This is a genomic window from Amnibacterium setariae, assembly GCF_003581425.1.
In the GTDB taxonomy this organism is placed as follows: Bacteria; Actinomycetota; Actinomycetes; order Actinomycetales; family Microbacteriaceae; genus Amnibacterium; species Amnibacterium setariae.
Genome location: NZ_QXTG01000002.1, coordinates 986,115 through 1,010,754, shown reverse-complemented (window position 1 = coordinate 1,010,754; position 24,640 = coordinate 986,115). Strand labels below are relative to the sequence as shown.

The window sequence follows — 24,640 nt, the reverse complement described above, 5'->3', positions numbered from 1 at the left end:
GGAGCTGTCGGTGGGCGCCCCTATGCTCGCCGCATGAGCGACACGGCGACCCCGGCCTCCGTCGACGCGGCCGGTGAGGTCGCCGACCTCACCGCGCGCATCAACCGGCTCCGGCACGAGTACTACGAGGGCGACCAGTCGACCGCGTCCGACCAGGACTACGACGCCCTGGTCCGCCGCCTCCAGGCGCTCGAGGAGGAGCACCCCGAGCTACTCCGGCCGGACAGCCCGACGCGGACCGTCGGCGGCGCGCCCGAGACGACGCTGTTCGCGCCCGTCGTGCACCGCGAGCCGATGCTCTCGCTCGACAACGTCTTCAGCCGCGGCGAGCTCGAGGCGTGGACGGAGAAGGTGCAGCGGGACGCGGCGAAGGCGCTGCCCGAGGCGCCGGTGCGCTGGCTCAGCGAGCTGAAGATCGACGGCCTCGCGATCAACCTCCGCTACGAGCGGGGCGTGCTCAGCTCCGCGGCCACCCGCGGCGACGGGATCACCGGCGAGGACGTGACGCCGAACGTCCGCATCATGGGCACGATCCCGCTCCGGCTGAAGGGCAGCGGGCACCCCGACCTCGTCGAGGTCCGCGGCGAGATCTTCTTCCCCGTCGAGAACTTCGACGCGCTGAACGCCCGGCAGGCGGAGGCGGGGGAGCGGCTGTTCGCCAACCCGCGGAACGCCGCGTCGGGGTCGCTGCGGCAGAAGTCCGAGGGCAAATCGCCGGAGAAGCTCGCGCTGATGGAGGCGCGCATCCGCGGCCTCCGGATGCTGGTGCACGGGATCGGCGCCTGGCCCGTCGAGCAGATCGAGCGGGACACCCCGGTGACCGCGCAGAGCCAGGTGTACGACCTGCTCGCCGAGTGGGGCCTGCCCACCTCCACCCACTACCGGGTCTTCGACACGGTCGAGGAGGTGTGGGGCTTCATCGAGCAGTACCGGGCGCAGCGGGCCTCGGTCGAGCACCAGATCGACGGCATCGTCATCAAGGTCGACGACCTCGACCTGCACGTCGCGCTCGGCGCGACCAGCCACTCGCCGCGCTGGGCGACCGCGTTCAAGTACCCGCCGGAGGAGGTGCACACGAAGCTGCTCGACATCGTCGTCTCGATCGGCCGCACGGGCCGGGCCACGCCGTTCGCGGTGATGGAGAAGGCGCTCGTCGCGGGCTCCGAGGTGCGCCAGGCGACCCTGCACAACCAGGACGTCGTCAAGGAGAAGGGCGTCCTGATCGGGGACACCGTCGTGCTGCGCAAGGCGGGCGACGTGATCCCCGAGGTGCTCGGGCCGGTGGTCGAGCTGCGCGACGGCACCGAGCGCGAGTTCGTGATGCCGGAGCGGTGCCCGGAGTGCGGCACGCCGCTGAAGCCGGCGAAGGAGGGCGACGTCGACCTCCGCTGCCCGAACGCCCGCAGCTGCCCGGCCCAGGTCCGCGGGCGCGTCGAGCACATCGGCTCGCGCGGCGCGCTCGACATCGAGGCGCTCGGCGAGGTGACCGCGGCGGCGCTGACGCAGCCGTCGATCCCGGAGACCCCGCCGCTCGTCACGGAGGCCGGGCTGTTCGACCTCTCGATGGACGACCTGCTGCCGATCCGCGTCGTGCCGCGCGACCCCGATACCGGGATGCCGCGCCTGAACGAGGACGGCACGGAGAAGCGGCTCGCGCCGTTCCAGCGGAACGCGAACGCCGACGAGCGGCGGGCGGCCCGCGAGGCGGGCGCCCCGCTCGACGCGGACGCGCGCTTCCCGTCGAAGCAGGCGGTCGACCTGCTCGCGAACCTCGAGATCGCGAAGACCCGCGACCTGTGGCGCTACCTGGTGTCGCTGTCGATCCGGCACGTCGGCCCCGTCGCGGCACGGGCGCTCGCGCAGCACTTCGGCTCGCTCGCGGCGATCCGGGCCGCGTCCCGCGACGAGCTCGCCGCCGTCGACGGCGTCGGGCCGATCATCGCCGACGCCCTCATCGACTGGTTCGGCGTCGACTGGCACGCCGAGATCGTCGACCGGTGGGCCGCGGCGGGCGTCCGGCTCGAGATCCCCGGTCACCCCGGTCCGCAGGCGGTCGAGTCGGCACCGGCCGGTCCGCTCGCCGGCCTCTCCGTCGTCGTCACCGGCACCGTCGAGGGCTTCACGCGGGAGGAGGCGGAGGAGGCGATCCTCGCCGCCGGGGGCAAGGCGGCCTCGAGCGTCTCGAAGAAGACCGCGTTCGTGGTGATCGGGGCGAATCCGGGCGCGAGCAAGCTGACGAAGGCGGAGGCGCTCGGCACGCCGCAGCTCGACGCGGACGGCTTCCGCCGCCTGCTCGAGGGCGGCCCCGACGCGGTCGCACCCGCGAGCGCGGGCGACGAGGAGGCGTGACCGTCCGGCTCGAGCAGGTGGACTGGGCCGACCCGCGAGCGGCTGCCCTCCGCGACGCCCTGGACGCCGAGATGGGCGACCGCTACGCGCACGTCGGCCGGTCCGCGACCCCGGAGGAGCAGGCGGCGCGGGCTCGCGCGTTCGCGATCGACCCGGCCACGATGACGTCCGTGCGGCTCGCGATCGACGCCGACGGAGGCGTCCTCGGGCACGCGGCGCTCCGACGGCTCCAGCACGGTCCGTCCGTCGAGTGGGAGCTCAAGCGGCTGATCACCGTTCCCGCCGCCCGGGGGAGGGGCGTCGGCGCGCTCCTCGTCCGCGCGATCGAGGCGGACGCCGCCGCGGCCGGCGCCACCCGCGTGATCCTGCAGACCGGCGACCGGCAGCCCGAGGCGATCGGCCTGTACCGCCGCCTCGGCTACCGGCCCGTCCCGGCGTACGCGCCGTACGCCGGGGTGATCGCGGAGGGGCTGTACTTCGCGAAGGACCTGGCGTGACCGTGCGGGACGTGCGCGTCTGCTTCGCGGGCGACTCCCTCGTGGCCGGCACCGGGGACGAGGCCGCGCTCGGCTGGGTCGGCCGGGTCGCGGCCGCCGGGATCGCGCGGGGCATGGACCTGACCGCCTACAACCTCGGCGTGCGCGGCGCGACGTCCGTGCAGACGGTCCGGCGGCTCGCCATCGAGGCGCGGCCCCGCCTGACGGCCGCCGAGGACCCGCGCGTCGTCCTGTCGTTCGGCGCGAACGACACGCATCCCGACGTCGGGCTGCCGCCCGCCGCAGCGGTCGACGCCCTCCGCGAGGCGCAGCGGCGGCTCGCACCCGTCCCGCTCCTGCTCGTCGGGCCGCCCGCGGTCGACGACGACGAGCAGAACGAGCGCCTCCGCCTCCTCGAGGCGGCGCTCGCCGCGGAGGCCGCGGCGCTCGGCGTCCCGTTCGTCCCCGTCCTCGCCGCCACGGCGGAGGCGGACGTCTGGCGGCGCCCCGTGCACTCGGGCGACGGCTTCCACCCGGACGCCGCCGGCTACGCCCTCCTCGCCGCGCTCGTCACCGAGCCGCTGCTCGCCTGGCTCGCGGCCCCGCCCGTCGCGCGGTAGCCGCGGCGTCCCGCGGTCCGCATGCCGACCGCGCGTCGCCGCAGGGACCGCGCGACGGCGGGAGGGGCGCACGGCGGGCCTCGATAGGATCGAATCCATGCCCGACGCCACCCCGGTGATCTCCGTCGCCGACGTCCAGCACCTCGCGGGTCTCGCCCGCATCGCCCTCGAACCGGCCGAGATCGAGCATCTCGCCGGCGAGCTGAACCAGATCGTGGACTCGGTGAAGAAGGTGCAGGAGGTCGCGACGCCGGACGTGCCCGCGACCAGCCACCCGATCCCGCTCGTCAACGTGCTGCGCGCCGACGTCGTCGGCGAGGTGCTGACGCAGCAGCAGGTGCTCTCCGGCGCCCCTGACGCGGCCGACGGCCGCTTCCGCGTGCCGGCCATCCTCGGCGAGGAGCAGTGATGAGCGAGCTGACCCGGTGGACCGCGGCCGAGCTGGCCGAGCACCTCGACGCCGGCGACGTCTCGAGCGTCGAGGCGACCCGCGCGCACCTCGACCGGATCGCCGAGGTCGAGCCCGACGTGCACGCCTTCCTCCACGTCGCCGGCCCGGCCGCGCTGACGCGGGCGGAGGAGATCGACCGGCTCCGCGCCGAGGGCCGCGCGCCGTCCGCGCTCGCCGGCGTGCCGGTCGCGATCAAGGACGTGCTCTGCACGCTCGACATGCCCTCCACGGCGGGCTCGAAGATCCTCGAGGGCTGGGTGCCGCCGTACGACGCGACCCCGGTCGCGCGCCTCCGCGCCGCCGGGCTCGTGCCGCTCGGCAAGACGAACATGGACGAGTTCGCGATGGGCTCCTCCACCGAGTACTCCGCGTACGGCGCGACCCACAACCCGTGGGACCTCAGCCGCATCCCCGGGGGCTCCGGCGGCGGGTCCGCCGCCGCGGTGGCCGCGTTCGAGGCGCCCGTCGCGCTCGGCTCGGACACCGGCGGCTCGATCCGCCAGCCCGCGGCCGTCACCGGCACGGTCGGCGTCAAGCCCACCTACGGCGGCGTGAGCCGGTACGGCTCCATCGCGCTCGCGTCGAGCCTCGACCAGGTCGGGCCCGTCAGCCGCACGGTGCTCGACGCCGCGCTGATCCACGACGTGATCGGCGGGCACGACCCGCACGACGCCACGAGCCTCACCGACGAGTGGCCGTCGATGGCCGCCGCCGCGCGGCGCGGGAAGGCGGAGGGCTCGCTCGCGGGCGTCCGCGTCGGCGTCGTGCACCAGCTCGACGGCTCCGGCTTCCAGGGCGGCGTGCGGCAGCGATTCGGCGAGGCGCTGAAGCGCATGGCCGAGGCGGGCGCGGAGATCGTCGAGGTCCAGGCGCCGCACTTCGAGTACGCGATCAGCGCCTACTACCTGATCCTCCCGGCGGAGGCGTCGAGCAACCTCGCGAAGTACGACTCGGTCCGATTCGGCCTCCGCGTCGACCCGGGCCGCTCGACCACCGAGCAGGTCATGGCGCTCAGCCGCGAGGCGGGCTTCGGGCCGGAGGTGAAGCGCCGCGTCATCCTCGGCACCTACGCGCTCTCGGCCGGCTACTACGACGCCTACTACGGCAGCGCGCAGCAGGTGCGGACGCTCGTGCAGCGCGACTTCACCGCGGCGTTCGAGCAGGCCGACGTGCTCGTGTCGCCGTCCGCGCCGACGACCGCCTTCCCGCTCGGCGAGAAGGTCGACGACCCGCTGGCGATGTACCTGAACGACGTGACGACGATCCCCGCGAACCTCGCGGGCATCCCGGGCATGAGCCTCCCGATCGGCCTCGCGCCGGAGGACGGCCTGCCCGTCGGGCTGCAGCTCATGGCGCCCGCCCGCGAGGACGCCCGCCTGTACCGGGTGGGCGCGACCGTGGAGGCGCTGCTCGAGGCGGAGTGGGGCGCGCCGCTGCTGTCCCGCGCGCCGAAGCTCGGCCGACCCGTGCCGCCGCCCGGGTTCGGCACCGAACCGGACGGAGGCACCCGCTGATGGCGACTGGCGCGACGGACGTGCTGATGGACTTCGACGAGGCGCTGGAGCGCTTCGAGCCGGTCCTCGGCTTCGAGGTCCACGTGGAGCTCTCCACGGCGACCAAGATGTTCTCGCCCGCCCCGAACCCGGCGGCGCCCGGCGTCGACTCCTCGGTGCCGAACAGCCTCGTGGCGCCCGTCGACATGGGCCTGCCCGGCGCGCTGCCGGTGGTGAACGCGGAGGCGGTGCGGTACTCGATCTCGCTCGGGCTCGCGCTCGGATGCTCGATCGCGCCGACGAGCCGGTTCGCGCGGAAGAACTACTTCTACCCGGACCTCGGGAAGAACTACCAGATCAGCCAGTACGACGAGCCGATCGCGTTCGAGGGCACCGTCGAGGTCGAGCTCGAGGACGGCACGCTCTGGACGGTGCCGATCGAGCGCGCCCACATGGAGGAGGACGCCGGCAAGCTGACGCACGTCGGCGGCGCCACCGGCCGCATCCAGGGCGCGGACCACTCGCTCGTCGACTACAACCGCGCCGGTGTCCCGCTCGTCGAGATCGTCACCAAGCCGATCTTCGGCGCCGAGCACCGCGCGCCGGAGATCGCGAAGGCGTACGTCGCGACGATCCGCGACATCGTCCGCTCGCTCGGCATCTCCGAGGCGCGCATGGAGCGCGGGAACCTGCGCTGCGACGCGAACGTCTCCCTCCGCCCGCGGGGCCAGGAGAGGCTCGGCACCCGCACCGAGACGAAGAACGTGAACAGCCTCCGCTCCGTCGAGCGCGCGGTCCGCTACGAGATCCAGCGGCAGGCCGCGATCCTCGCCGCGGGCGGCACGATCGTGCAGGAGACCCGGCACTGGCACGAGGACACCGGCTCGACGAGCGCGGGCCGCCCGAAGTCCGACGCGGACGACTACCGGTACTTCCCGGAGCCGGACCTGCTGCCGGTCGAGCCGTCGCTCGCGCTCATCGAGGAGCTGCGCGCCGCGCTGCCCGAGTCGCCCGCCGCGTTCCGTCGCCGCCTCCAGGCCGACTACGGGTTCACGGACGGCGAGTTCCGCGACATCCTCAACGCCGGCGTGCTCGCCGAGCTCGAGGAGACGGTGTCGAAGGGCGCCGCCCCCGCGCAGGCGCGCAAGTGGTGGTTGGGGGAGATCCTCCGCATCGCGAACCAGCGCGGCGTCGAGCCGGGCACGCTCGTCTCGCCGCTGCACGTCTCCGAGCTGATCGCGCTCACCGAGAACGGCGACCTGACCGACCGCCTGGCCCGCCAGGTGCTCGAGCTCGTCGTCGCCGGTGAGGGCTCGCCGGAGGAGGTCGTGCAGGCGCGCGGCTTGAAGGTCGTCTCCGACGACTCGGCGCTGATCGCCGCGATCGACGAGGCGCTCGCGAGCCAGCCCGACGTCCTGCAGAAGATCAAGGACGGCAAGGTCCAGGCGGCCGGCGCCGTGATCGGCGCGGTCATGAAGGCGATGCGCGGCCAGGCCGACGCCGCCCGCGTCCGCGAGCTCGTGCTGGAGCGGGCACAGGCCTGACCCGCCTTCCGTTCTGAAGGAGTTCTCGCGCGATCGAGGCGAGAACTCCTTCAAAACGATTCGGCAAGGCGAGGGGTCGAACGGCGCCCGAGCGCGGGCTCGGTGCCGTCCGGACGTCTGCTCGCGGCTGCCCGGGCGTCGGCTAGCCTCCGGCCATGACCGCGATCGCGCCGCTCCCGGTCCGTGCGCCCCGGCGCGACGGTCGCCGGGCGCTGATCGCCGATGCGGTCGTCGTCGGATGGGTCGTCGCGTCCTGGCTGCTCGGCGGCCTGGCGATGCTGCTCGCGCCCCTCGTGCTCCTGGCGCCCTGCTCCTCGTGCCGGTCGGCTTCGCGTACGGCGTCGTCGTCCGAGCGGTGCTCCTCGCGAGGCAGCGCGGTGCCGCCTCCGCCCCGGTCGTGCCGGGAGCCGGTGCCGCGCTGGTCGAGACCCCGCTCCGGCGGGCGGACCGGTGGCTGGCGATCGTCCTCCTCACGATCGCGGGCTCGCTCGGCCTCGCCCGGGCGACGGAGACCGTGCTCGTCGGAGCCGGCATCGCGTCCGACGAAGCGACCCCGTTCAGCGCCCTGTCGGCCGTCGTGTGGCAGATCGCGTTCGGGATGGCGGTCCAGGCGCTGATCGCCGTGATCCCCGCGGCCGCCCTGACCACCCAGCTCGCGGTGGACCGAGCCGCGCTGCGTCGGGAGGCCGCGGCCATCGACGCGGAGACGTCGGGAGGCCGCCGCGTCCGACGGACCCGCGCGCTGTCGTGGACGGCCTACGGCGTCTGGTCCGTCCTCGCCCTCGGCTGCGCGGTCGCGCTCGCGGCTTCGCACGGCTGAGCGCCGCGTCCGCTCCGCTCCATTCCGTTTTGAAGGAGTCCTCGGCTGGTCGGCGCGAGGTCTCCTTCGAAACGGGATCACCAGGAGGGGACGGTGCCGTCGCGCTCGATGAACTCCAGGCGGTTGCCGACCGGATCGGCCGCGTAGCACCGGCGGTGGCCGGGGAACAGCGACTCGTCCCGCTCGACGGCGACGCCGTTCGCCTCGAGGTGCCGCACCAGCGCGTCGAGGTCCCGCACGCGGATGCCCGGGTGCGCCTTCTTCGCCGGCCGGAAGTCCGCCTCGACGCCGAGGTGCAGCTCGAGCCGGTCCGCCCGCACCCAGAGGCCGCCGCGCGCGGCGAGCGCGGGCGGCTTGGCCACCTCCGCCATGCCGAGCACACCGAGGTAGAAGGCGCGGAGCGCGTCCTCGGAGCCGGCCGGGATCGCGAGCAGCACGTGGTGCAGCCCGAACGACCAGCCGGACTCGTGGTCGTCGCCGTACCCCTGCTCGGACGTCATCACGCCATCCTCGCGGACCGGCACGCTCCAGTGCCTCGCGATGCTGGTCAGCCGGTCGTACCGGTAGGGCACGGCATCGCCCTCGGGCATCCACCCGGACCGTTCGAGGAACCCCGCTGCTCCGGGCGCTGCCGTGTCGACCACCCCGACGCGCAGACGGTCGAGCCCGGCCGTGCTCGCCACGCGGGCGGCTCCGGACTGCAGCGCGCCGCCGAGGCCCGCCCGGCGCGCCTCGGGGTGCACGAGGAGGAGCCCGATCGTCGCCGTCCGCGCGTCGGGGTGCGCGAGGACGATGTCGACCACGCCGAGGAGCCGTCCACCACACCAGGCTCCGAGCACGCGCTTGGCATCGGCCGCGGCGCCCTCCGGAACCTGCAGCAGCGTGCTGAGGGCGTCGGACGGGCCGGTCGGGTAGCCGGTCACCTGCTGCGTGTGGTCGGTGCAGGCCTCGAGCAGCTCCTGCAGCGCGTCGACGTCCGGCTCGAGGACCTCGCGGACCATCGTCGTCATCGCGCCATCCTCGCGCCGCGGCCTCCTCTGCGCGCTGCGGTCCCAGTTGCGCGCGAGCGCTCCCGCACAGCTGCGACTGCAGCGCGCAGCTCGAGCGTGCGGACCGGCCGGCCCGCTCCTAGGGTGGCGTCGCGAGCGGAGGTGGGCGATGCCGAGCACGTTCGAGCTGGTGACGGACGCGGAGGACGACGCGGTCGACGCCGTGTACCGGGCCGCGTTCGCGGCGGACGGGCTCGGGGTGAACCCGCGGTTCCGCGAGGAGCAGCTCGCGATGCATCGCGCGCGGAAGGGCTTCACCCTCGTCGGCGCGGCGGAGGCGGGCCGGCTCGTCGGGTTCGCGTACGCGTACACCGGGGACCGCGGGCAGTGGTGGCACGAGCACGTGGCCGAACGGGTCTCGTCGGAGCTCGCCGACACCTGGCTCGGCGGCCACCTCGAGGTCGTCGAGCTCGCGGTGCTGCCGGAGGCGCGCGGGCGGGGGATCGGCGCGGCCCTGATGACGGCGCTCGTCGCCGACCGACCGGAGCCGTGCGCGCTGCTCGGCACCGGACGACGCCCGAGCCCGGCCCGCCGGCTCTACGAGCGGCTCGGCTGGATCGAGCTGCAGCACGACCTCGACGCCGACACCAGCCTCTACGGCCGCCTGCTGCGATGACCGCCTTCCTGCGGTTCCCCGTCCGCCGCGTCGAGGCGAACGCGGTTCCGATCGACCGGCGAGCGTGGCCCGCGACCATCCCCGCCGTGCAGCAGCTGCTGAGCGAGGGCCTCGACCTCGGACGCGCGACCGTGCTCGTCGGTGAGAACGGGGCGGGGAAGTCGACGCTCGTCGAGGCGGTCGCGATCGCCTACGGGCTGTCGCCGGAGGGCGGCTCGCCGAACACGCTGCACGCGACCAGGCCGAGCGAGTCCCAGCTCCACGAGCACCTGACCCTCGTCCGGAACGGCGGCTCGGGGCGCTTCGGCTACTTCCTCCGCGCCGAGACGATGCACGGCGTCTTCACGTACCTCGAGCAGGTCGGGTCGAGCCCGTACGGTCCGCCCGACCCCCGCTTCCACGAGATCAGCCACGGCGAGTCGTTCCTCGCCCTGCTCCGGAGCCGGTTCGCCGGAACCGGCCTCTGGGTGCTCGACGAGCCGGAGAGCGCGCTGTCCTTCTCCGGCTGCATGGCGCTGCTCGCGCACCTCGTCGACCTGCTCGAGGACGACCGGAACCAGGTGCTGCTGTCGACCCACTCGCCGCTGCTCGCTGGGCTGCCCGGCGCGGACGTGCTCGAGGTCGGGGAGCACGGCCTCCGACGGACCCGGTGGGAGGACACCGACCTCGTGCAGCAGTGGCGCGCCTTCCTCGCCGCGCCGCGAGCCTTCCTCCGGCACCTCTGACGAGGCGCGGGTCAGGCGCCCGGGGTGCGGTACTTCTCGAAGAAGGTGACGACCGTCGTCGGCTGGTAGTTCGACGGGTCGCCGTGCTCGCCGGTGGTGCGGAAGTAGGTGACGTCGGCGCCGGCCGCCTTCGCCTCGGCGACGCACACCGCCGCGTTCGTGGTCGCGTTCACGACGGTGTCGGCGGGCGACGCCCAGACGAGCAGGGGCGTGTCCCCGACCCGCACCGGCGAGACGGCGGCACGGCTGCGTCCCCGCCACGCGTCGCGGATCGACTCCTGGAACCGCGGCTGGTGCATGGTGCGGAGGTCGCACACGGGGAACCACGCCGTCGCGGCCCGCACGTCGGGCAGCCGGCGCGCGAGCTGCATGGTGGCGAGACCGCCCATCGACTCGCCCATGAGGAACACGTCGCGCAGGCGGTAGGTGCTCTTCGTGCGGGTGATGAGGTCCTGGTAGTCGTCGAGGCTCGCGGGGTCGCCCCAGGCCTTCCCGAGCCCGTCGGCGGCGAGGATCGTGAACCCCGCCTCGCTGACCGCGTGCGCGACGCCGGCCTCCTCGCGCCGGCTCAGCAGCGACCAGCGCGTCTGCCCCCAGCCGTGGAGGAAGACGACGAGGCCGCCGTTCGGCCGCTTCGGCACGATCACGAGGGAGGCGGACCGCGCGTCGTCGACCAGCCGGGCGCCGGCGGCACGGAGGTCGGCGGGCTCCGCGACGGGCGTCGCCGCGACGACGGGTCGCGCCCCGGGGACCTCGGTGGAGGACGCGGCGCAGCCCGCCATCGCGGCCGTCACGAGCAGTGCCCCGATCGCCGCGAGCGCGCGACGAGGGAGGCGGATGGGCACGCACCAATTCTGCGACGCGCCGACGGGTGGTCCGTCCGCACCCGGACCCGGGGCCCGATCCGTACCGAATCGTGATCGACCACCCCCGGAACGGGGCGCACGCAGCGGTCCGCGCGGCGCCCGGCGGGCCCGTAGCCTCGACCCGGACGCCGCGGCACCTGTTCTCTCTTCACTCGCAGCCCGCGGCGACCACGAGCGGCCGCAGCGCCGCCGTACCGCGGGATGCGCGGCGCGTGAGCCGTAGCCGATCACGTCGCGCATCCCGCCGAACCGCCCGCTGACCAGCGGATCGCCGCTCGCGCGCGTCCGGCAGAATGGCGCGGTGCCTCTCGGAGCCGACCCGGACCTGCTCGCCTCGCTCCGCGCCGACCTCGATGCGGCCCGGTACACGGTCGAGGGGCTCGAGGCCGCGTGGGGTCCCGTCGCCGCCGAGGCGCTGGGCCGGGACGACCCGGTGCCCGCCCTGCTCGAGCTCGCCCGCCGCGAGCCGTCGCCCGCCGGGGTCCTCGGCGCGCTCTTCGTGCTCGGCGCCGACCGCCCGGCCGACCAGGTGGACCGCGCCCTGCCGGGCACGGGCACGGTGGGCGCCGAGCGGCTCGGGCTGATCCGCCTGGCCGACGGCGTCGCGCGGGCCCTGGTCGACCTCCGCCCCTACGCGCTGGCCGACGAGTCCGGGGTCGCGGCGTGGTGGATCGCCTCCGACCCCGGCGAGATGGCGCTCGGCGGCGAGCTGCCGGAGGAGCACGTGCTCGGCGCCGGCGCCGCATCCGGCACCCTCGCGCAGATCCTGGTCGGCACCGGGACGGGGTCGGTGCTCGACCTCGGCACCGGCAGCGGGGTGCAGGGGCTGATCGCCGCGCGCAGCGCGTCGCGCGTCGTCGCGACGGACGTCTCCGCGCGGGCGCTCGAGTTCGCCCGGCTCAACGCCGCGCTGAACGGCGTCGCGCTCGACCTCCGCGAGGGGTCGCTCTACGAGCCGGTCGCGGGGGAGCGCTTCGACCGCATCGTCACGAACCCGCCCTTCGTCATCACGCCGCGGGGCGCGGACGGCGTGCCGGCCTACACGTACCGCGACGGCGGGTTCGCCGGCGACGGGCTCGTGGAGGCGCTCGTCCGGGGCGCGGCCGACCACCTCGCGCCGGGCGGCGTCGCCCAGCTGCTCGGCAACTGGGAGGTGCGCGGCGACCTGGATGCCGCCCGGCAGCGGGTGCTCGACTGGGCGGGCCCGCTCGACGTCTGGGTGGTCGAGCGCGACCTGCTCGACCCGGCGCAGTACGCGGAGACGTGGGTGCGGGACGGCGGGGCGCAGCCCGGCACCGCGCGGTACCGGTCGCTCGTGCGCGCCTGGCTCGAGGACTTCGCGGCGCGCGGCGTCACGGCGATCGGCGCGGGGTACGTCACCCTCCGCGCGCCCCGCGGCACGGCGACGCTGCGCCGGTTCGAGCACCTCGACGGCGCGGTCGGCAGCGGGATCGGCGCCGCGATCGAGGCGGGCCTCGCCGCGCACGACCTGCAGCGGGCGCTGCCCGACGACGCGCTCGCGGACACCGTGCTCGTCGTCGCGCCCGACGTGACCGAGCACCGCCACTACTGGCCGGGCGACGCCGACCCGACCGTGATCGAGCTGCGGCAGGGCACGGGGTTCGCCCGGGTCCGCCGCGTCGACACGGTCGCCGCGGCCGTCGTCGGCGCCTGCGACGGGGAGCTGCCGGTGGGGGCGATCGCGGACGCGGTCGCACGCCTGCTCGACGCCGACCCGGACGACACGCGCGCCGCGGTGCTGCCGGTGGTCCGCGAGCTCTGGTTCGAGGGCTTCCTGGCCCTCGGCTGACGCGCCGCCGGCTCCCGGCCCGGCGTGCGCCGCCCGGCCGTCGAGCGCTCAGGAGGCGGGTGCGAGCCTGGCTCCATGCACGTCGTCATGACCGGGGCCACCGGCCTCATCGGATCCGCCGTCCTCCCGCGCCTGCTCGAGCGGGGCGATCGCGTCACCGCCCTCGTCCGCAGCGAGGACGCCGCGCTCGCCGTCGAGCGGGCCGGCGCCGCCGCCGTCGCGATCGACTTCGGCGACGCCGACGCGATCGCCGCCGCGTTCGCACAGGCCGACGGCGTGATCCACCTCGCGGCCGCCGGCGACGACGCGGAGGGGTTCGACCGCAGGGTGGCCGCCGCCGCGGTGCGGGCCCTCGGCGGCACCGGCCGGCCCTACGTCCACACGGGCGGCGTCTGGGTCTACGGTGCCGGCGACGACCTCACCGAGACGGACCCCGTCGACCCGCCCGCCCTCACGGCCTGGCGGACCGGGATCATCGAGGCGCTGGAGGGCGCGGACGTCGCGCTCACCGTGATCCACCCGGGCATCGTCTACGGGGACGGCGGCACGGGCATCCCGCAGCTGCTCGCGCAGCAGCCGCGCACCGACGACGGCCGCCTGACGACGCTGGGCTCGGGCGAGCAGCACTGGACGACGATCCACGTCGACGACCTCGCGCGCCTCTACGCCGTCGTCGTCGCGGCGGGGGAGGGCTTCGGCCCGGTGCTCGGGGTCGGCGGCGTGAACCCGACCGTCGCGGAGCTGTCCGCGGCCGTCGCCGGCGACGCGGGCATCGCGACGGAGGACCCGTCGGCGACGGAGGAGCGGCTCGGCGCCCCCTTCGCGGCCGCGCTCCTGCTCGACCAGCAGGCCTCCGGCACGAAGGCGCGGACGATCGGCGGCTGGACGCCGACCCGGCCGACCCTCGTCGAGGAGCTCGCCCGCGGGTCGCGGGACTAGCCGGCGAGCACCGTCTGGGCGAACGAGTCGAGACGCTCCTTCAGCCCGTCGATGCGGCGCTGCACGATCTCCTCGGGCGGCAGCTGCATCGGCGCGGCCGGGGGCGCGATGCGGATGATCGCGCTGCAGCCGAGGTCGGCGCAGATGTAGGTGCCGACGGTGTCGCCCTTGCGGCCCGCCTCGCCGGAGCGGGGCGCCGCGAACAGGGTGACCTGGTCGCCGGGCTGCGCGGTGTGGCAGAGGGAGCACATGGCGCTGATGCCGCCGCGGATCCGCCGCTCCGCCGCGCGGAGCGCGAACGACACCGGTCGATCGCCCTGCCAGACGGTCAGGTACGCGCGCTGCGGCGCCTTCGCGTCGTGCCAGCCGAGGTACTCGCGGTCGTTCCAGAGCATCTCGTGCAGACCCGGCATCGGGACCCGTTCGGCCTCGCCCCTCGTGGTGTTGACGAAGGATTCGCGGATCTGGTCCTCGGTGAGCGGCTGCATCCCCTTCAGGGTAGGCGTCAGCGCTCGAGGGGTCGCGCGTAGTCCGGGTGCTCCGCCAGGAAGTTGCGCACCATCGGGCACTGGCCGATCGGCCGGATGCCGGCCTGCCGGGTGTCGTCGAGCCCGGCCCGCACCATCTGCGTGCCGTAGCCGTGGTGCTCGTGCTCCGGGACGATGCCGCTGTGCGTGAAGACGCGCCCCTCCGCGGTGTCCCGGTACACGAGCTCGCCGATCGGCTCGCCCTCGAGCAGTGCCACGTAGCGGTCGTGCTCGGCGTCGTGCTCGACGGAGATCTCGGTCATGCGGTCATCCTGCACGCGCCCGGGACGCCCGGGCAACCGGGGGCGCGCACGGCCGGATGGGGGAGGATCGGCGCGTGACCGATCCGGACGTCGTCGTCGTCGGGTCCGGCCCGAACGGGCTCGCCGCCGCGGTGACCGCGGCCAGGGCGGGCCTTTCCGTGCTCGTCGTCGAGGCCGCGGACCGGCCCGGCGGGGCGGCGCGCACCGAGGCGACCACCCTGCCCGGCTTCCGGCACGACCTCGGCGCCGCCGTGCACCCGATGGCGGTCGCCTCCCCGTTCTTCCGCCGCTTCGGCCTCGGCGACCGCGTGACGCTGCGCACCCCCGAGCTGTCCTGGGCGCATCCGTTCGAGGACGGGACGGCGGCGCTCGCCTGGCGCGACCTCGGCCGCACCGCCGCCGGGCTCGGGCCCGACGGACCCGCCTACGCGCGGCTGCTCGGCCCGTCCGTCGCGCACGCCCGCGCGATCGCCCGCTTCACGTTGGGACCCGTGCTGCGGGTGCCGCCGGACCCCCTGGTCGCCGTGCGCTTCGGTCTCGCCGCGCTCGACCAGGGCGGCCCGTTGTGGCAGCGGCGCTGGCGCGGGCGGGACGCGCCCGCGCTGCTGACCGGCGCCATGGCCCACACGGTCCGGCCGATGCCGACCCTGCCGCCCGCCGCCGCGGGGCTCGCGCTCGCGGTGCAGGGGCACGCCGGCGGCTGGCCGGTCCCGGTCGGGGGCACGCAGGCGATCGTGGACGCGCTCGTCGCCGACCTCGTCGCGCACGGCGGCCGGATCGAGACCGGCCGGGCGGTCGAGGACCTCGCCGAGCTGCCGCCCGCCCGGGCCGTCGTGCTCGACACGAGCGTGCCGGCCGTGCTCCGGCTCGCGGGCGCGCGCCTCCCCGGCGCCGTCCGCGCGTGGCTGCGCACCTTCCGGTTCGGGGCCGGCATCGGGAAGGTCGACTACGCCCTCGACGGGCCCGTGCCCTGGCGCGACCAGGCGACGCGGACGACCGCGACCGTGCACCTCGGCGGCACGCGGGCGGAGATCGCCGCCGCCGAGCGCGCGGTCGCGGCGGGCCGGGTGCCCGACCGCCCCTACGTGCTCGTCGCGCAGCCCTCCGTGCTCGACCCGAGCCGCGCGCCGGCCGGCAAGCACGTGCTGTGGACGTACACGCACCTGCCGAACGGCTCGACCCTCGACCCCACCGAGCTGATCACCGCGGAGATCGAGCGCGTCGCGCCCGGGTTCCGCGACCTCGTGCTCGCGTCGACCGCGAGCAGCGCCCGCGACATCGGTGCGTGGGACCGCAACCTCGCCGGAGGCGACCTCGCCGCGGGCGCGGTCACCCTGCGGCAGCTGCTCGCGCGGCCGCTTCCCACCGCCGATCCCTGGCACCTCGCCGACGGGCTCTACCTCTGCTCGGCCGCGGCCGCACCCGGTCCGGGCGTGCACGGTCAGGGCGGGTACCTCGCGGCGCGGTCCCTGCTCCAGCGCGAGTTCGGCGTGCGCACCCCGCCGAGCCTCGCGCCCTGACGGCCCGCCGCGCCGGCGACGGCCGGGCAGCGTGCGCGGAAGGCTCAGCCGGCCGGGAGAAGACTGGTCCGCATGGCGGAGAAGGTCTGGTTCATCACGGGCACCTCGCGCGGCTTCGGCCGGGAGTGGGCCGTCGCGGCGCTCGACCGGGGCGACCGCGTCGCGGCCACGGCGCGCGACACGGGCTCCCTGTCCGACCTCGTCGAGCGGTACGGGGACGCGATCCTCCCGCTCGCGCTCGACGTGACGGACAAGGCCGCCGTCGAGCAGGCGGTCCGGCAGGCGCAGGAGCGGTTCGGCCGCATCGACGTCGCGATCAACAACGCCGGGTACGGCCACTTCGGCTTCGTCGAGGAGGTCTCGGAGGAGGAGCTGCGCGCCCAGCTCGAGACGAACCTGTTCGGCGCGGTGTGGGTCACCCAGGCCGTGCTGCCGGGCATGCGCGAGCGGGGATCCGGTCACATCATCCAGGTGTCGTCGATCGGCGGCATCAGCGCGTTCCCGATCGTCGGCGCGTACCACGCGTCGAAGTGGGCGCTCGAGGGCATCTCGCAGTCGCTGGCCCAGGAGGTGGCGCCGTTCGGCGTCAAGGTGACGCTGATCGAGCCCGGCGGTTTCGCGACCGACTGGGCCGGTCCCTCGGCGAAGCGCTCGGCGGAGCTGCCCGCGTACGCGGACGTGCGGCAGCAGGTCATGGAGCAGCGCTCGCAGCGGAACGCGGAGCCGGGCGACCCCGCGGCGACGCGCGGCCCGATCCTGGAGCTCGTGGACGCGGCCGAGCCGCCGCTGCGCGTGTTCTTCGGCCGCTCGCCGCTCGGCATCGCGAAGGCGGACTACGCGAAGCGGATCGAGACCTGGGAGCAGTGGCAGCCCCTGTCGGAGCGCGCGCAGGGCTGAGCGCGAGCAGGGCCGATCCGGTGCAGGGCCGATCGTGTTTCGGCCTCGTGACGGATTCGTGGCGCGCGCAGCGGGGGACGTAGCCTGCGGGGCGTGACCACGGCCCCGCCGGCAGCCCAGCAGTCGTTCGTCGAGCAGGGCGGGATCGAGGCGATCCCGCTCGCGCGCCGCCACGGGTCGCCGTGGCAGCTGCTCGCCACCTGGACCGCGCCGAACCTCGAGTTCGCGACGATCTACGTCGGAATCATCGCGGTCGCGTTCTTCGGCCTCGGCTTCCCGCAGGCGATGCTCGCGCTCGTGATCGGCAACGCGCTCGGCGCGCTGACCCACGGCCTGCTCTCCGCGTGGGGGCCGCGCGACGGCGTCGCGCAGATGGTGCTCGGCCGGGTCGCCTTCGGCACGCGCGGCAACATCCTGCCCGCAGGCCTCAACACCGTGATGGCGGGGCTCGGCTGGTTCGCCACGAACTCCGTCAGCGGGGCCTTCGCGCTCGCGACCCTCACCGGCATGCCGATCTGGCTCGCGCTGGTCGTCATCGTGGTCGTGCAGGTCGGCGTCGCCGTCATCGGGCACGACTTCGTGCAGCGCTTCGAGCGGTACGCGGCCGTCGTGCTCGGGATCGTCTTCCTGCTGGCCGCCGTCGCGGCGCTCGTGAACGGGCACCTCGGCGCCGGGTCGAACGGCGGCCCCGCGGGCCTGACCGCCGGGTTCGGCGGCTTCACGGTCGCGCTGTCCGCGGCCTTCGGCTACGCGGCGGGCTGGAACCCGTACGCCGCCGACTACACGCGCTACCTCCCGCCGACGACCTCGCCGGTCAGGATCGGCCTCGCCGCGGGCCTCGGCAACTTCGTCTCCTGCACCGTGCTCATGGCGGCGGGCGCCGCCGCCGCGACCGCGGTCGGCTTCGGGGAGGGGAACCCCACCGACCTCTTCACCTCCGGCGCCGTGATGCCGGCCGTGATCGGCAAGCTCACGCTGCTCGCGATCTTCTTCGGCGCGATCTCCGCGAACGCGCTGAACATCTACTCGGGCGCGATGAGCTTCCTCGCCGTGGGCATCCGCATCCCGCTCGCGCTGCGCCGCGCGATCGTCGCCGGCGCCTTCGGCGTGCTCGGCTTCGTCATCGCCCTGATCGCCAGCACCGACCCGAAGAACTCGTACGAGAACTTCCTGCTCGTCATCGCCTACTGGATCGCGCCCTGGCTCGGCGTGGTGCTCGCGGACCGGTACTACCGGCGCGGCACCCGCATCGCCGCGTTCCTCGCCGACGACGCGCGCTACCGGAACCCGGCGGGCGTGATCGCGATGGTCGTCGCGATCGTCCTGTCGATCTGGCTGTTCGCGAACCAGACGATCTACACCGGCGTCCTCGTCGCGCCGACCGAGCGGATCAGCGGCGGCTTCGTGACGGACTACGGCGTCGGCGACCTCACGCCGCTCGTCGGCTTCGTCCTCGCCGTCGTGCTCTACTTCGCGCTCGTGCCCGTCTTCAAGCCCCTCCGCGGCGCGGCCCTGCCGGCCGGCGGCTACGAGGAGCCCGCCCACGTCGACGCGAGTGAGGCATGAGCGACGAGCGGCGCTACCCGACCGACGCGGACAAGCTCGCGGTCGCCGCGGAGCAGGCCCGCATCGGGCTGGAGGAGGGCGGCATCCCCATCGGCGCCGCGCTCTTCGACGAGGACGACCGGCTGCTCGGCGCGGGGCGGAACCGGCGGGTGCAGCACGACGACGCCTCCGTCCACGGCGAGACGGACGCCTTCCGGGCCGCGGGGCGCCAGCGCTCCTACCGCCGCGCCACCATGGCGACGACCCTGTCGCCGTGCTGGTACTGCTCCGGCCTCGTCCGCCAGTTCGGCATCGGCCGCGTGATCGTCGGCGAGGACGTGAGCTTCACGGGCGGCCAGGACTGGATCGCGGAGCACGGCGCCCACGTCACCGTCGTGAACGACCCCGCGCTCATCGCGATGATGGGCGACTTCATCGCGGCGAACCCGACGCTCTGGAACGAGGACATCGGCGAGGAGTGACCTGAGCGGTTCGCGGATCCGCAGATCTCCCGCCGATCCGCAGCTCCTGAGCGACACGCCGCTCCGGGCGGCCCCGACGCGGCGTGTCGTCGAGGAACTGCGGATCCGCGAACGGGCTACCAGGCCTCGCCGAGCGGGTTCGTCGTGAAGGCGTCGCCGAGCGGATCGGAGCCGACCGGTCGGATCCCGTCCGGGGAGGCGAGGCCGAGCTCGGCGGCGAGCGCCTCGACGTGCGTCTCCGCGTCGTCCTGCGGCTCGTAGCCGATCGCCCGACCGGGCTCGAGGTCGACCGTGCGCCGCGCGTTCGCGGAGACGCCCCACACCACGTGGTTCCCGGGCGGTACGGCGATCGCCGCCTCCACGAGCCGTGCGAAGTCGCCGGGGGAGAGCCAGGTCGACCGCGACCGCGCGGTGTGCGGCCGGTCGCCGAACGTCATGATGCGCGCGGAGACGATGCGCATGCCGAACCGGTCGGCGTACAGGTCGCCGAGCGCCTCCGCGACGACCTTCGAGAAGCCGTAGTAGGTGTCGGGTCGGGTGCGCGGCATGCCCGGTCCCGCCTCGTCGGAGGGCACGAAGCCCGCGGCGTGGACGGAGCTCGCGAGCAGGATCGCGGCACCCGCGTCCCGGGCCGCGTCGAGCGCGACGCGCGTCGACTCGACGTTCACGTCGACGATGTCGCGCCACGGCCGCTCGGAGGCGAAGCTCGCCAGGTGCACGACGAGGTCGGTGCCCGCTGCCGCCGCCCGCATCGCGTCGTCGTCGACGGCGGAGGCGATGCGGACGTCGTCGGCGTCGGTCGCCGCCGACGGCCGCTGCACGTCGAGCAGGCGGAGGCGGTGCCCGGCCGCGCGGAGGAGGGGCGTCGTCGCGGTGCCGATCGAGCCCGCGGCGCCGGTGATCAGGATCTCGGCCACGCGCCCACGCTAGAGCCCGGTTTCTCCCCGCATCCGGGGATCCGGTCACGTCGACGCCGGATCCCCGGATGCGGGAGGAGACGGGTGGAAGGACACGCGACCGTCCTCCGCGCCCGTCCGCGACCGCCGCCTACCGTCGTCGGGTGACCTTCGACCGCTACGGAACCGACGTCCTCGCCGACAACGGCTGGAAGCGCAAGGCGCCGCCGCCCAAGGTCGTGGAGGCGCTGCGCGGCGTCGTCGTCGAGGAGGTCGCGAGCGGCTTCGTGGGCGCCGTCGTCGGCATCGAGGGCCGCATGGTCAAGCTCGAGGACCGCCGCGGCAAGGTGCGCGTCTTCCCGATCGGCCCCGGCTTCCTGATCGACGGCGAGGCGGTGGCGCTGCGGGTGCCGAAGGCGCAGCCCAAGTCGACCGGGCCGCTGCGCAGCGCCTCCGGGTCCTTCGCCGTCGAGGGTGCCAAGGCGCGGGTCGCCCGCGGCAGCCGGATCTTCGTCGAGGGCCGCCACGACGCCGACCTGATCGAGAAGGTGTGGGGCCACGACCTCCGCATCGAGGGCGTCGCGGTCGAGTACCTGCAGGGCGTCGACCACCTCGAGGAGGTCCTCGGGGTCTTCAAGCCGGAGCCCGACCGGAGGGTCGGCGTGCTCGTCGACCACCTCGTCAAGGGCAGCAAGGAGACCCGCCTCACCGAGGCGGCGGTCCGGCCGTGGGGCGACACCGTGCTCGTGGTCGGGCACCCCTACATCGACATCTGGCAGGCCGTGAAGCCGGAGCGGCTCGGCCTGAAGGCGTGGCCGGTCATCCCGCGCGGTACCGAGTGGAAGCACGGCATCTGCGAGGCGCTCGGCTGGCCGCACGAGGACCAGGCGGACATCGCCCGGGCCTGGCAGCGGATCCTCGGCCGCGTCGACCACTTCGGCCACCTCGAGCCCGCGCTGCTCGGCCGCGTCGAGCAGCTGATCGACTTCGTCACCGCCTGATCGCCCGTCGCGCGGTCCCTGCGGCGTCGCGCGGTCGGCATGCGGACCGCGCGAGGCCACGGGTACCGCGCGTCGGCCCACGGGGCTACGGTCGCGCGATGAGCGACGACGCGCTGCAGCACCTGCTCGCCGGCGACCCGGCGGTGCGCTGGCAGGCGCTGCGGGACCTGACCGACGCGTCGGCGGAGCAGGTCGCCGCCGAGCGCGCGAGGGTCGCGACGGAGGGCTGGGGCGCCCGGCTGCTCGCCGAGCAGGCCGAGGACGGGCTCTGGGACGGCGGCGTCTACCGGCCGGGCTGGGTCGACGAGTCGCGCCCGTTCTTCGACGCCTGGTCGGCCACGCACTTCTCGCTCGAGCTGCTCCGCGACCTCGGCGCCGACCCCTCCTCCGAGCCGGTGCGCGTCGCGGTCGAGCGGGTGCGGGACGGGGTCCGATGGGACAAGGGGGACGTGCCGCCCTATTTCGACGGCGAGACCGAGCCCTGCGTCAACGGCACGGCCCTGGCGAGCGCCGCGTACTTCGGCCAGGGCGGCGACGCGATCGTCGCGAAGCTGCTCGGGCGGCGGCTCGACGACGGGGGCTGGAACTGCTGGGCCGAGGGACCGGCCACGCCGTCCTCGTTCCACTCCACGATCTGCGTGCTCGAGGGGCTGCTCGCGTGGGAGGAGGCCGGCGGCGTCTCCGCCGAGGCGCACGCGGCCCGGCTCGCGGGGGAGGAGCACCTGCTCGAGCGGCACCTCCTCCGGCGCCGCTCGACGGGCGCGGTCATCGACCCCCGCTTCGCGATGCCCGCGTTCCCCACGCGCTGGTACTACGACGTGCTCCGGGCCCTCGACCACCTCCGGCGCGCCCGCACCCAGCGGGACGAGCGGTGCGCCGAGGCCGTCGAGCTGCTCCGCGCGAAGCGGCTGCCGAGCGGCCTCTGGCGGATGGAGCAGCACCGGATGGGCCCGGTGCTGTTCGAGATGGAGGGCGAGGAGGAGGGCGCGCCGAGCCGCTGGATCACCCTCCGGGCGCTCCGCGTGCTGCGGTGGTGGGACGGTCAGACGGCGAGCAGCTCCCAGGACGCCGCGCCCGCGTCGAGCGCGAGCAGCGCGTAGGTGCACCGCGGCTGCCGTCGGCGGTCCGTCGGCGAGCCGGGGTTGAGCAGCCGCAGCCCGCGCGGCGTCGTGGTGTCCCAGGGGATGTGGCTGTGGCCGAAGACGAGCACGTCGACGTCCGGGAACCGCTCGTCCATCCGGCGCTCGCGCCCGGTCGCGGCACCGGTCTCGTGCACGACCGCGAGCCGCACGCCCTCGACCTCGGCGCGCGCCACCTCCGGCAGCCGCGCGTGCAGGCCCGGGCCGTCGTTGTTGCCGGCGACCCCGATCACGCGCGGCGACCGCGACTCGAGCAGGTCGAGGGTCGCCTCGTCGACCCAGTCGCCCGCGTGCACCACGCCGTCCGCGCTGTCGAGGGCCGCGAGCACCGCGTCCGGCAGGCGCTTGGCGCGCTTCGGCAGGTGGGTGTCGGCGAGCACGAGGAACCTGGTGGGCACGCTCCCATCCTCGGCTGATGGGATCGGCGGATGCCCACCGCCACCTGCACGGCCGTCCTGCTCGACATCGACGGCACCCTGGTCGACACGAACTTCCTGCACGTCGACGCATGGCTCCGGGCGTGCGCGGACGTCGGGCACCCCGTCGACGCCTGGCGGGTGCACCGGGCGATCGGCATGGACTCGTCGACGCTGCTCGACACGCTGCTCGACGACGACGCGGAGCGCCTCGGCGACGCGGTCAAGGAGCGGCACGCGGTGCACTACGCGGCGCAGCGGCAGCGGATGCGGCGCTTCGCCGGGTCGCAGGAGCTGCTGCGGGAGCTGGCGGACCGCGGGCTGCAGGTCGTGCTCGCGACCTCGGCGCCGCAGGAGGAGTTCGACATGATCATCGAGGTGCTCGACCCGGGCGACACCGTCTCCGAGGTCACCACCTCGGAGGACGTGGAGGCCGCGAAGCCCGCGCCGGACGTCATCCGGGTGGCGCTGGAGAAGGCGGGGGTGCGGGCGGAGGACGCCGTGATGGTCGGGGACGCGGCCTGGGACGCCGAGTCCTCCGTCAACGCGGGCGTCCGCTGCATCGGCGTGCTCTCCGGCGGCTACGGGGCGGCGGAGCTGCGCGACGCGGGCGCCGTCGCGGTCTACGACGACGTGGCGGCGCTGCTGGCCGGGCTCGACCGCAGCCCGCTCTACCGCGACTGATCGCGCGCGCCGGGCCCGGTCCTCAGCCGCCTGTCGGACACGTGTTCTAACCTCTCGGCCATGAGCGACGACTCCACGGAGATGCTCGGCGGCCCCGAGCACAGCAGCACCGAGAAGGACCCGAGCGACTGGGTGACGGGCGACGAGCCGGCCACCGGCGCGCAGAAGAGCTACATCGACACCCTCGCCCGCCAGGCGGGGGAGCAGATCCCCGCCGACATCACGAAGGCGGAGGCGTCCGAGACGATCGAGCGCCTGCAGGAGGAGACCGGTCGAGGACAGGGCTCCGACTCCTGATCCCGCACGCACGACGAAGGGGCTCCGGCATCGCCGGAGCCCCTTCGTCGTGACGAACGGACGCTCAGTCCTTCGGCGCCGCCGCGCGCAGCTTCTCCAGCAGGGGGCCGGCGACCTCGTCGAGGAACCGCTGCTGCAGCACGTCGCCGACCTGGACGACCGCGACGTCGGTGAAGCCCGCCTCCCACAGCGGCTTGACGCCCTCGACCAGCTCGTCGAGGTCGGGGCCGCACGCGATCTGCTCGGCGACGTCCTCCTTGCGGACGAACTGGCTGGCGCCCGCGAAGCCGTGGGGCGTCGGCAGATCGGCGTTCACCGCCCACCCGCCGGCGAACCAGCGGAACTGCTCGTGCGCGATGTCGATCGCCTGGTCCTTGCTCGGCGCCCAGCAGATCGGGATCTGGCCGATCTTCCGCGACGAGGGGTCGCCCTTCGCGGCGTCCCAGCCCTGCAGCAGCTCCGGCTCCGGGTCCGTCGCGATGAGGTGGTCGCCGAGCGGCGCGAACCGGTCGACGGCCTTCTCGCCGCCGACCGCGAGGCCGATCGGCACGCCGCCGTCCGGGGTGTCCCAGATCCGGGCGGAGTCGACGCGGAAGTAGTCGCCCTCCCACGTGGTGAGCTCGCCGGTGTGCAGCGCGCGGATGATCTGCACGGCCTCCTCGAGCATGTCCTGGCGCTGCGCGACCGGCGGCCAGCCCTCGCCCGTGATGTGCTCGTTGAGGTTCTCGCCGGAGCCGAGCCCGAGGGTGAACCGGCCGTCGGCGAGGATCTGCAGCGTCGCCGACTTCTGCGCGACGACCGCCGGGTGGTAGCGGACGGTCGGGCAGGTGACGTACGTCATCAGCTCCATCCGCTCGGTCGCGTGGGCGATCGCGCCGAGCATCGACCACGCGTAGCCCGCGTGCCCCTGCTCGGTCAGCCACGGCGAGTAGTGGTCGCTCGACACCGCGAAGTCGAATCCGACCTCCTCGGCCTGGATGCCGTAGCGCACGATCTGCTTCGGGCCGCTCTGCTCCGTCATCAACGTGTAGCCGAACCGCGTCATGGGGTCCCTCCTCTGTCGGTCGCGGCCGAGCGTACGAACGGCTCCGTGATGGTCCGCCGCATGCCCGCTGGGGGAACCCGGTGCGCGGCGTCATAGGCGATCCACAGGGTCTTCGGCCGTCGCTCGAAACGCGGGCCCGTAGCGTGCTCGGACGGCCTGAGGAGGGGACG

General features: G+C 74.8%; 26 protein-coding genes. 19 read left to right on the top strand and 7 right to left on the bottom strand.

Features of this window, described 5'->3' with window-relative positions; translation table 11 throughout:
• Nucleotides 1-33 precede the first annotated feature (33 nt).
• The 7 genes from ligA to D1781_RS12815 all read left to right on the top strand — a co-directional run bounded on the left by ligA (nucleotide 34) and on the right by D1781_RS12815 (nucleotide 7,753).
• Nucleotides 34-2,349, top strand: a complete 2,316-nt coding sequence (gene ligA / locus D1781_RS12845) for an NAD-dependent DNA ligase LigA (RefSeq protein WP_119482639.1) — start codon at nucleotides 34-36, stop codon at nucleotides 2,347-2,349.
• On the top strand, nucleotides 2,346-2,846 hold the full coding sequence (locus D1781_RS12840) for a GNAT family N-acetyltransferase (RefSeq protein ID WP_233551326.1): 501 nt from the start codon (nucleotides 2,346-2,348) through the stop codon (nucleotides 2,844-2,846). The genes ligA and D1781_RS12840 overlap by 4 nt, the downstream gene beginning before the upstream one ends.
• Nucleotides 2,843-3,445 (top strand): GDSL-type esterase/lipase family protein, encoded by a 603-nt coding sequence (locus D1781_RS12835; RefSeq protein ID WP_119482638.1) that lies wholly within the window; start codon nucleotides 2,843-2,845, stop codon nucleotides 3,443-3,445. Before D1781_RS12840 ends, D1781_RS12835 begins: the two co-directional genes overlap by 4 nt.
• Nucleotides 3,446-3,542: 97 nt before the next feature.
• Entirely contained in the window at nucleotides 3,543-3,854 is a 312-nt protein-coding gene (gene gatC / locus D1781_RS12830; protein WP_119482637.1) for an Asp-tRNA(Asn)/Glu-tRNA(Gln) amidotransferase subunit GatC, read from the top strand.
• The gene (gene gatA / locus D1781_RS12825) at nucleotides 3,854-5,410 is read left to right on the top strand and encodes an Asp-tRNA(Asn)/Glu-tRNA(Gln) amidotransferase subunit GatA (protein ID WP_119482636.1); all 1,557 of its coding nucleotides are present in this window, start codon (nucleotides 3,854-3,856) and stop codon (nucleotides 5,408-5,410) included. The genes gatC and gatA overlap by 1 nt, the downstream gene beginning before the upstream one ends.
• On the top strand, nucleotides 5,410-6,933 hold the full coding sequence (gene gatB / locus D1781_RS12820) for an Asp-tRNA(Asn)/Glu-tRNA(Gln) amidotransferase subunit GatB (protein ID WP_119482635.1): 1,524 nt from the start codon (nucleotides 5,410-5,412) through the stop codon (nucleotides 6,931-6,933). The genes gatA and gatB overlap by 1 nt, the downstream gene beginning before the upstream one ends.
• A gap of 316 nt (nucleotides 6,934-7,249) precedes the next feature.
• On the top strand, nucleotides 7,250-7,753 hold the full coding sequence (locus D1781_RS12815; protein WP_119482634.1) for a hypothetical protein: 504 nt from the start codon (nucleotides 7,250-7,252) through the stop codon (nucleotides 7,751-7,753).
• A gap of 77 nt (nucleotides 7,754-7,830) precedes the next feature.
• On the opposite strand, the gene D1781_RS18140 is transcribed toward D1781_RS12815, so the two are convergent.
• Nucleotides 7,831-8,763, bottom strand: a complete 933-nt coding sequence (locus D1781_RS18140; protein ID WP_119482633.1) for a GNAT family N-acetyltransferase — start codon at nucleotides 8,761-8,763, stop codon at nucleotides 7,831-7,833.
• Between the two features lie 148 nt (nucleotides 8,764-8,911).
• Between D1781_RS18140 and D1781_RS12805 the strand changes: the two genes are divergently transcribed.
• On the top strand, nucleotides 8,912-9,418 hold the full coding sequence (locus D1781_RS12805; RefSeq protein WP_119482632.1) for a GNAT family N-acetyltransferase: 507 nt from the start codon (nucleotides 8,912-8,914) through the stop codon (nucleotides 9,416-9,418).
• Complete coding sequence (locus D1781_RS12800) at nucleotides 9,415-10,143, top strand: AAA family ATPase (RefSeq protein ID WP_119482631.1); 729 nt, start codon at nucleotides 9,415-9,417, stop codon at nucleotides 10,141-10,143. Before D1781_RS12805 ends, D1781_RS12800 begins: the two co-directional genes overlap by 4 nt.
• 11 nt (nucleotides 10,144-10,154) lie before the next feature.
• Here the strand turns inward: D1781_RS12800 and D1781_RS12795 are convergent, their stop codons facing one another.
• Nucleotides 10,155-10,988: an alpha/beta hydrolase family protein gene (locus D1781_RS12795; protein ID WP_158590089.1), complete on the bottom strand. Its 834-nt coding sequence runs from the start codon at nucleotides 10,986-10,988 to the stop codon at nucleotides 10,155-10,157.
• 322 nt (nucleotides 10,989-11,310) lie between these two features.
• On the opposite strand from D1781_RS12795, the gene D1781_RS12790 reads away from it, so the two are divergent.
• Together D1781_RS12790 and D1781_RS12785 are read left to right on the top strand one after the other, a co-directional pair.
• Nucleotides 11,311-12,819, top strand: a complete 1,509-nt coding sequence (locus D1781_RS12790; protein ID WP_119482629.1) for a DUF7059 domain-containing protein — start codon at nucleotides 11,311-11,313, stop codon at nucleotides 12,817-12,819.
• A 75-nt stretch (nucleotides 12,820-12,894) separates the two neighbouring features.
• Nucleotides 12,895-13,758 (top strand): NAD-dependent epimerase/dehydratase family protein, encoded by an 864-nt coding sequence (locus D1781_RS12785; RefSeq protein WP_119482628.1) that lies wholly within the window; start codon nucleotides 12,895-12,897, stop codon nucleotides 13,756-13,758.
• On the opposite strand, the gene D1781_RS12780 is transcribed toward D1781_RS12785, so the two are convergent.
• Nucleotides 13,755-14,246 carry an FBP domain-containing protein gene (locus tag D1781_RS12780; protein ID WP_119482627.1) on the bottom strand — a complete coding sequence of 164 codons (492 nt, stop codon included), beginning with the start codon at nucleotides 14,244-14,246 and terminating at the stop codon, nucleotides 13,755-13,757. The two genes, D1781_RS12785 and D1781_RS12780, sit on opposite strands and share 4 nt — an antisense overlap.
• 17 nt (nucleotides 14,247-14,263) lie before the next feature.
• Complete coding sequence (locus tag D1781_RS12775) at nucleotides 14,264-14,548, bottom strand: GNAT family N-acetyltransferase (protein ID WP_119482626.1); 285 nt, start codon at nucleotides 14,546-14,548, stop codon at nucleotides 14,264-14,266.
• A gap of 74 nt (nucleotides 14,549-14,622) precedes the next feature.
• Between D1781_RS12775 and D1781_RS12770 the strand changes: the two genes are divergently transcribed.
• The 4 genes from D1781_RS12770 to D1781_RS12755 all read left to right on the top strand — a co-directional run bounded on the left by D1781_RS12770 (nucleotide 14,623) and on the right by D1781_RS12755 (nucleotide 18,992).
• Nucleotides 14,623-16,068: a phytoene desaturase family protein gene (locus tag D1781_RS12770; RefSeq protein ID WP_199706585.1), complete on the top strand. Its 1,446-nt coding sequence runs from the start codon at nucleotides 14,623-14,625 to the stop codon at nucleotides 16,066-16,068.
• A 72-nt stretch (nucleotides 16,069-16,140) separates the two neighbouring features.
• Entirely contained in the window at nucleotides 16,141-16,965 is an 825-nt protein-coding gene (locus D1781_RS12765) for an SDR family oxidoreductase (RefSeq protein WP_119482624.1), read from the top strand.
• A gap of 93 nt (nucleotides 16,966-17,058) precedes the next feature.
• On the top strand, nucleotides 17,059-18,531 hold the full coding sequence (locus D1781_RS12760) for a purine-cytosine permease family protein (RefSeq protein ID WP_233551325.1): 1,473 nt from the start codon (nucleotides 17,059-17,061) through the stop codon (nucleotides 18,529-18,531).
• On the top strand, nucleotides 18,528-18,992 hold the full coding sequence (locus tag D1781_RS12755; RefSeq protein ID WP_119482622.1) for a nucleoside deaminase: 465 nt from the start codon (nucleotides 18,528-18,530) through the stop codon (nucleotides 18,990-18,992). The genes D1781_RS12760 and D1781_RS12755 overlap by 4 nt, the downstream gene beginning before the upstream one ends.
• 116 nt (nucleotides 18,993-19,108) lie before the next feature.
• Here D1781_RS12755 and D1781_RS12750 read toward each other — a convergent pair whose 3' ends face one another.
• Nucleotides 19,109-19,909, bottom strand: coding sequence for an NAD-dependent epimerase/dehydratase family protein (locus D1781_RS12750; RefSeq protein WP_119482621.1), 801 nt, complete (start codon nucleotides 19,907-19,909; stop codon nucleotides 19,109-19,111).
• A 143-nt stretch (nucleotides 19,910-20,052) separates the two neighbouring features.
• Between D1781_RS12750 and D1781_RS12745 the strand changes: the two genes are divergently transcribed.
• Together D1781_RS12745 and D1781_RS12740 are read left to right on the top strand one after the other, a co-directional pair.
• Entirely contained in the window at nucleotides 20,053-20,889 is an 837-nt protein-coding gene (locus D1781_RS12745; protein ID WP_233551324.1) for a DUF3097 domain-containing protein, read from the top strand.
• A gap of 98 nt (nucleotides 20,890-20,987) precedes the next feature.
• Nucleotides 20,988-21,989, top strand: a complete 1,002-nt coding sequence (locus tag D1781_RS12740) for a hypothetical protein (protein WP_119482619.1) — start codon at nucleotides 20,988-20,990, stop codon at nucleotides 21,987-21,989.
• On the opposite strand, the gene D1781_RS12735 is transcribed toward D1781_RS12740, so the two are convergent.
• Complete coding sequence (locus D1781_RS12735; protein WP_119482618.1) at nucleotides 21,932-22,426, bottom strand: metallophosphoesterase family protein; 495 nt, start codon at nucleotides 22,424-22,426, stop codon at nucleotides 21,932-21,934. The genes D1781_RS12740 and D1781_RS12735 overlap by 58 nt on opposite strands.
• Nucleotides 22,427-22,456: 30 nt before the next feature.
• On the opposite strand from D1781_RS12735, the gene D1781_RS12730 reads away from it, so the two are divergent.
• Complete coding sequence (locus tag D1781_RS12730; protein WP_119482617.1) at nucleotides 22,457-23,128, top strand: HAD family hydrolase; 672 nt, start codon at nucleotides 22,457-22,459, stop codon at nucleotides 23,126-23,128.
• Nucleotides 23,129-23,188: 60 nt separating this feature from the next.
• Nucleotides 23,189-23,425 carry a DUF3072 domain-containing protein gene (locus D1781_RS12725; RefSeq protein ID WP_119482616.1) on the top strand — a complete coding sequence of 79 codons (237 nt, stop codon included), beginning with the start codon at nucleotides 23,189-23,191 and terminating at the stop codon, nucleotides 23,423-23,425.
• A 64-nt stretch (nucleotides 23,426-23,489) separates the two neighbouring features.
• On the opposite strand, the gene D1781_RS12720 is transcribed toward D1781_RS12725, so the two are convergent.
• Nucleotides 23,490-24,470, bottom strand: a complete 981-nt coding sequence (locus D1781_RS12720) for a TIGR03557 family F420-dependent LLM class oxidoreductase (protein ID WP_119482615.1) — start codon at nucleotides 24,468-24,470, stop codon at nucleotides 23,490-23,492.
• Nucleotides 24,471-24,640: the final 170 nt, after the last annotated feature.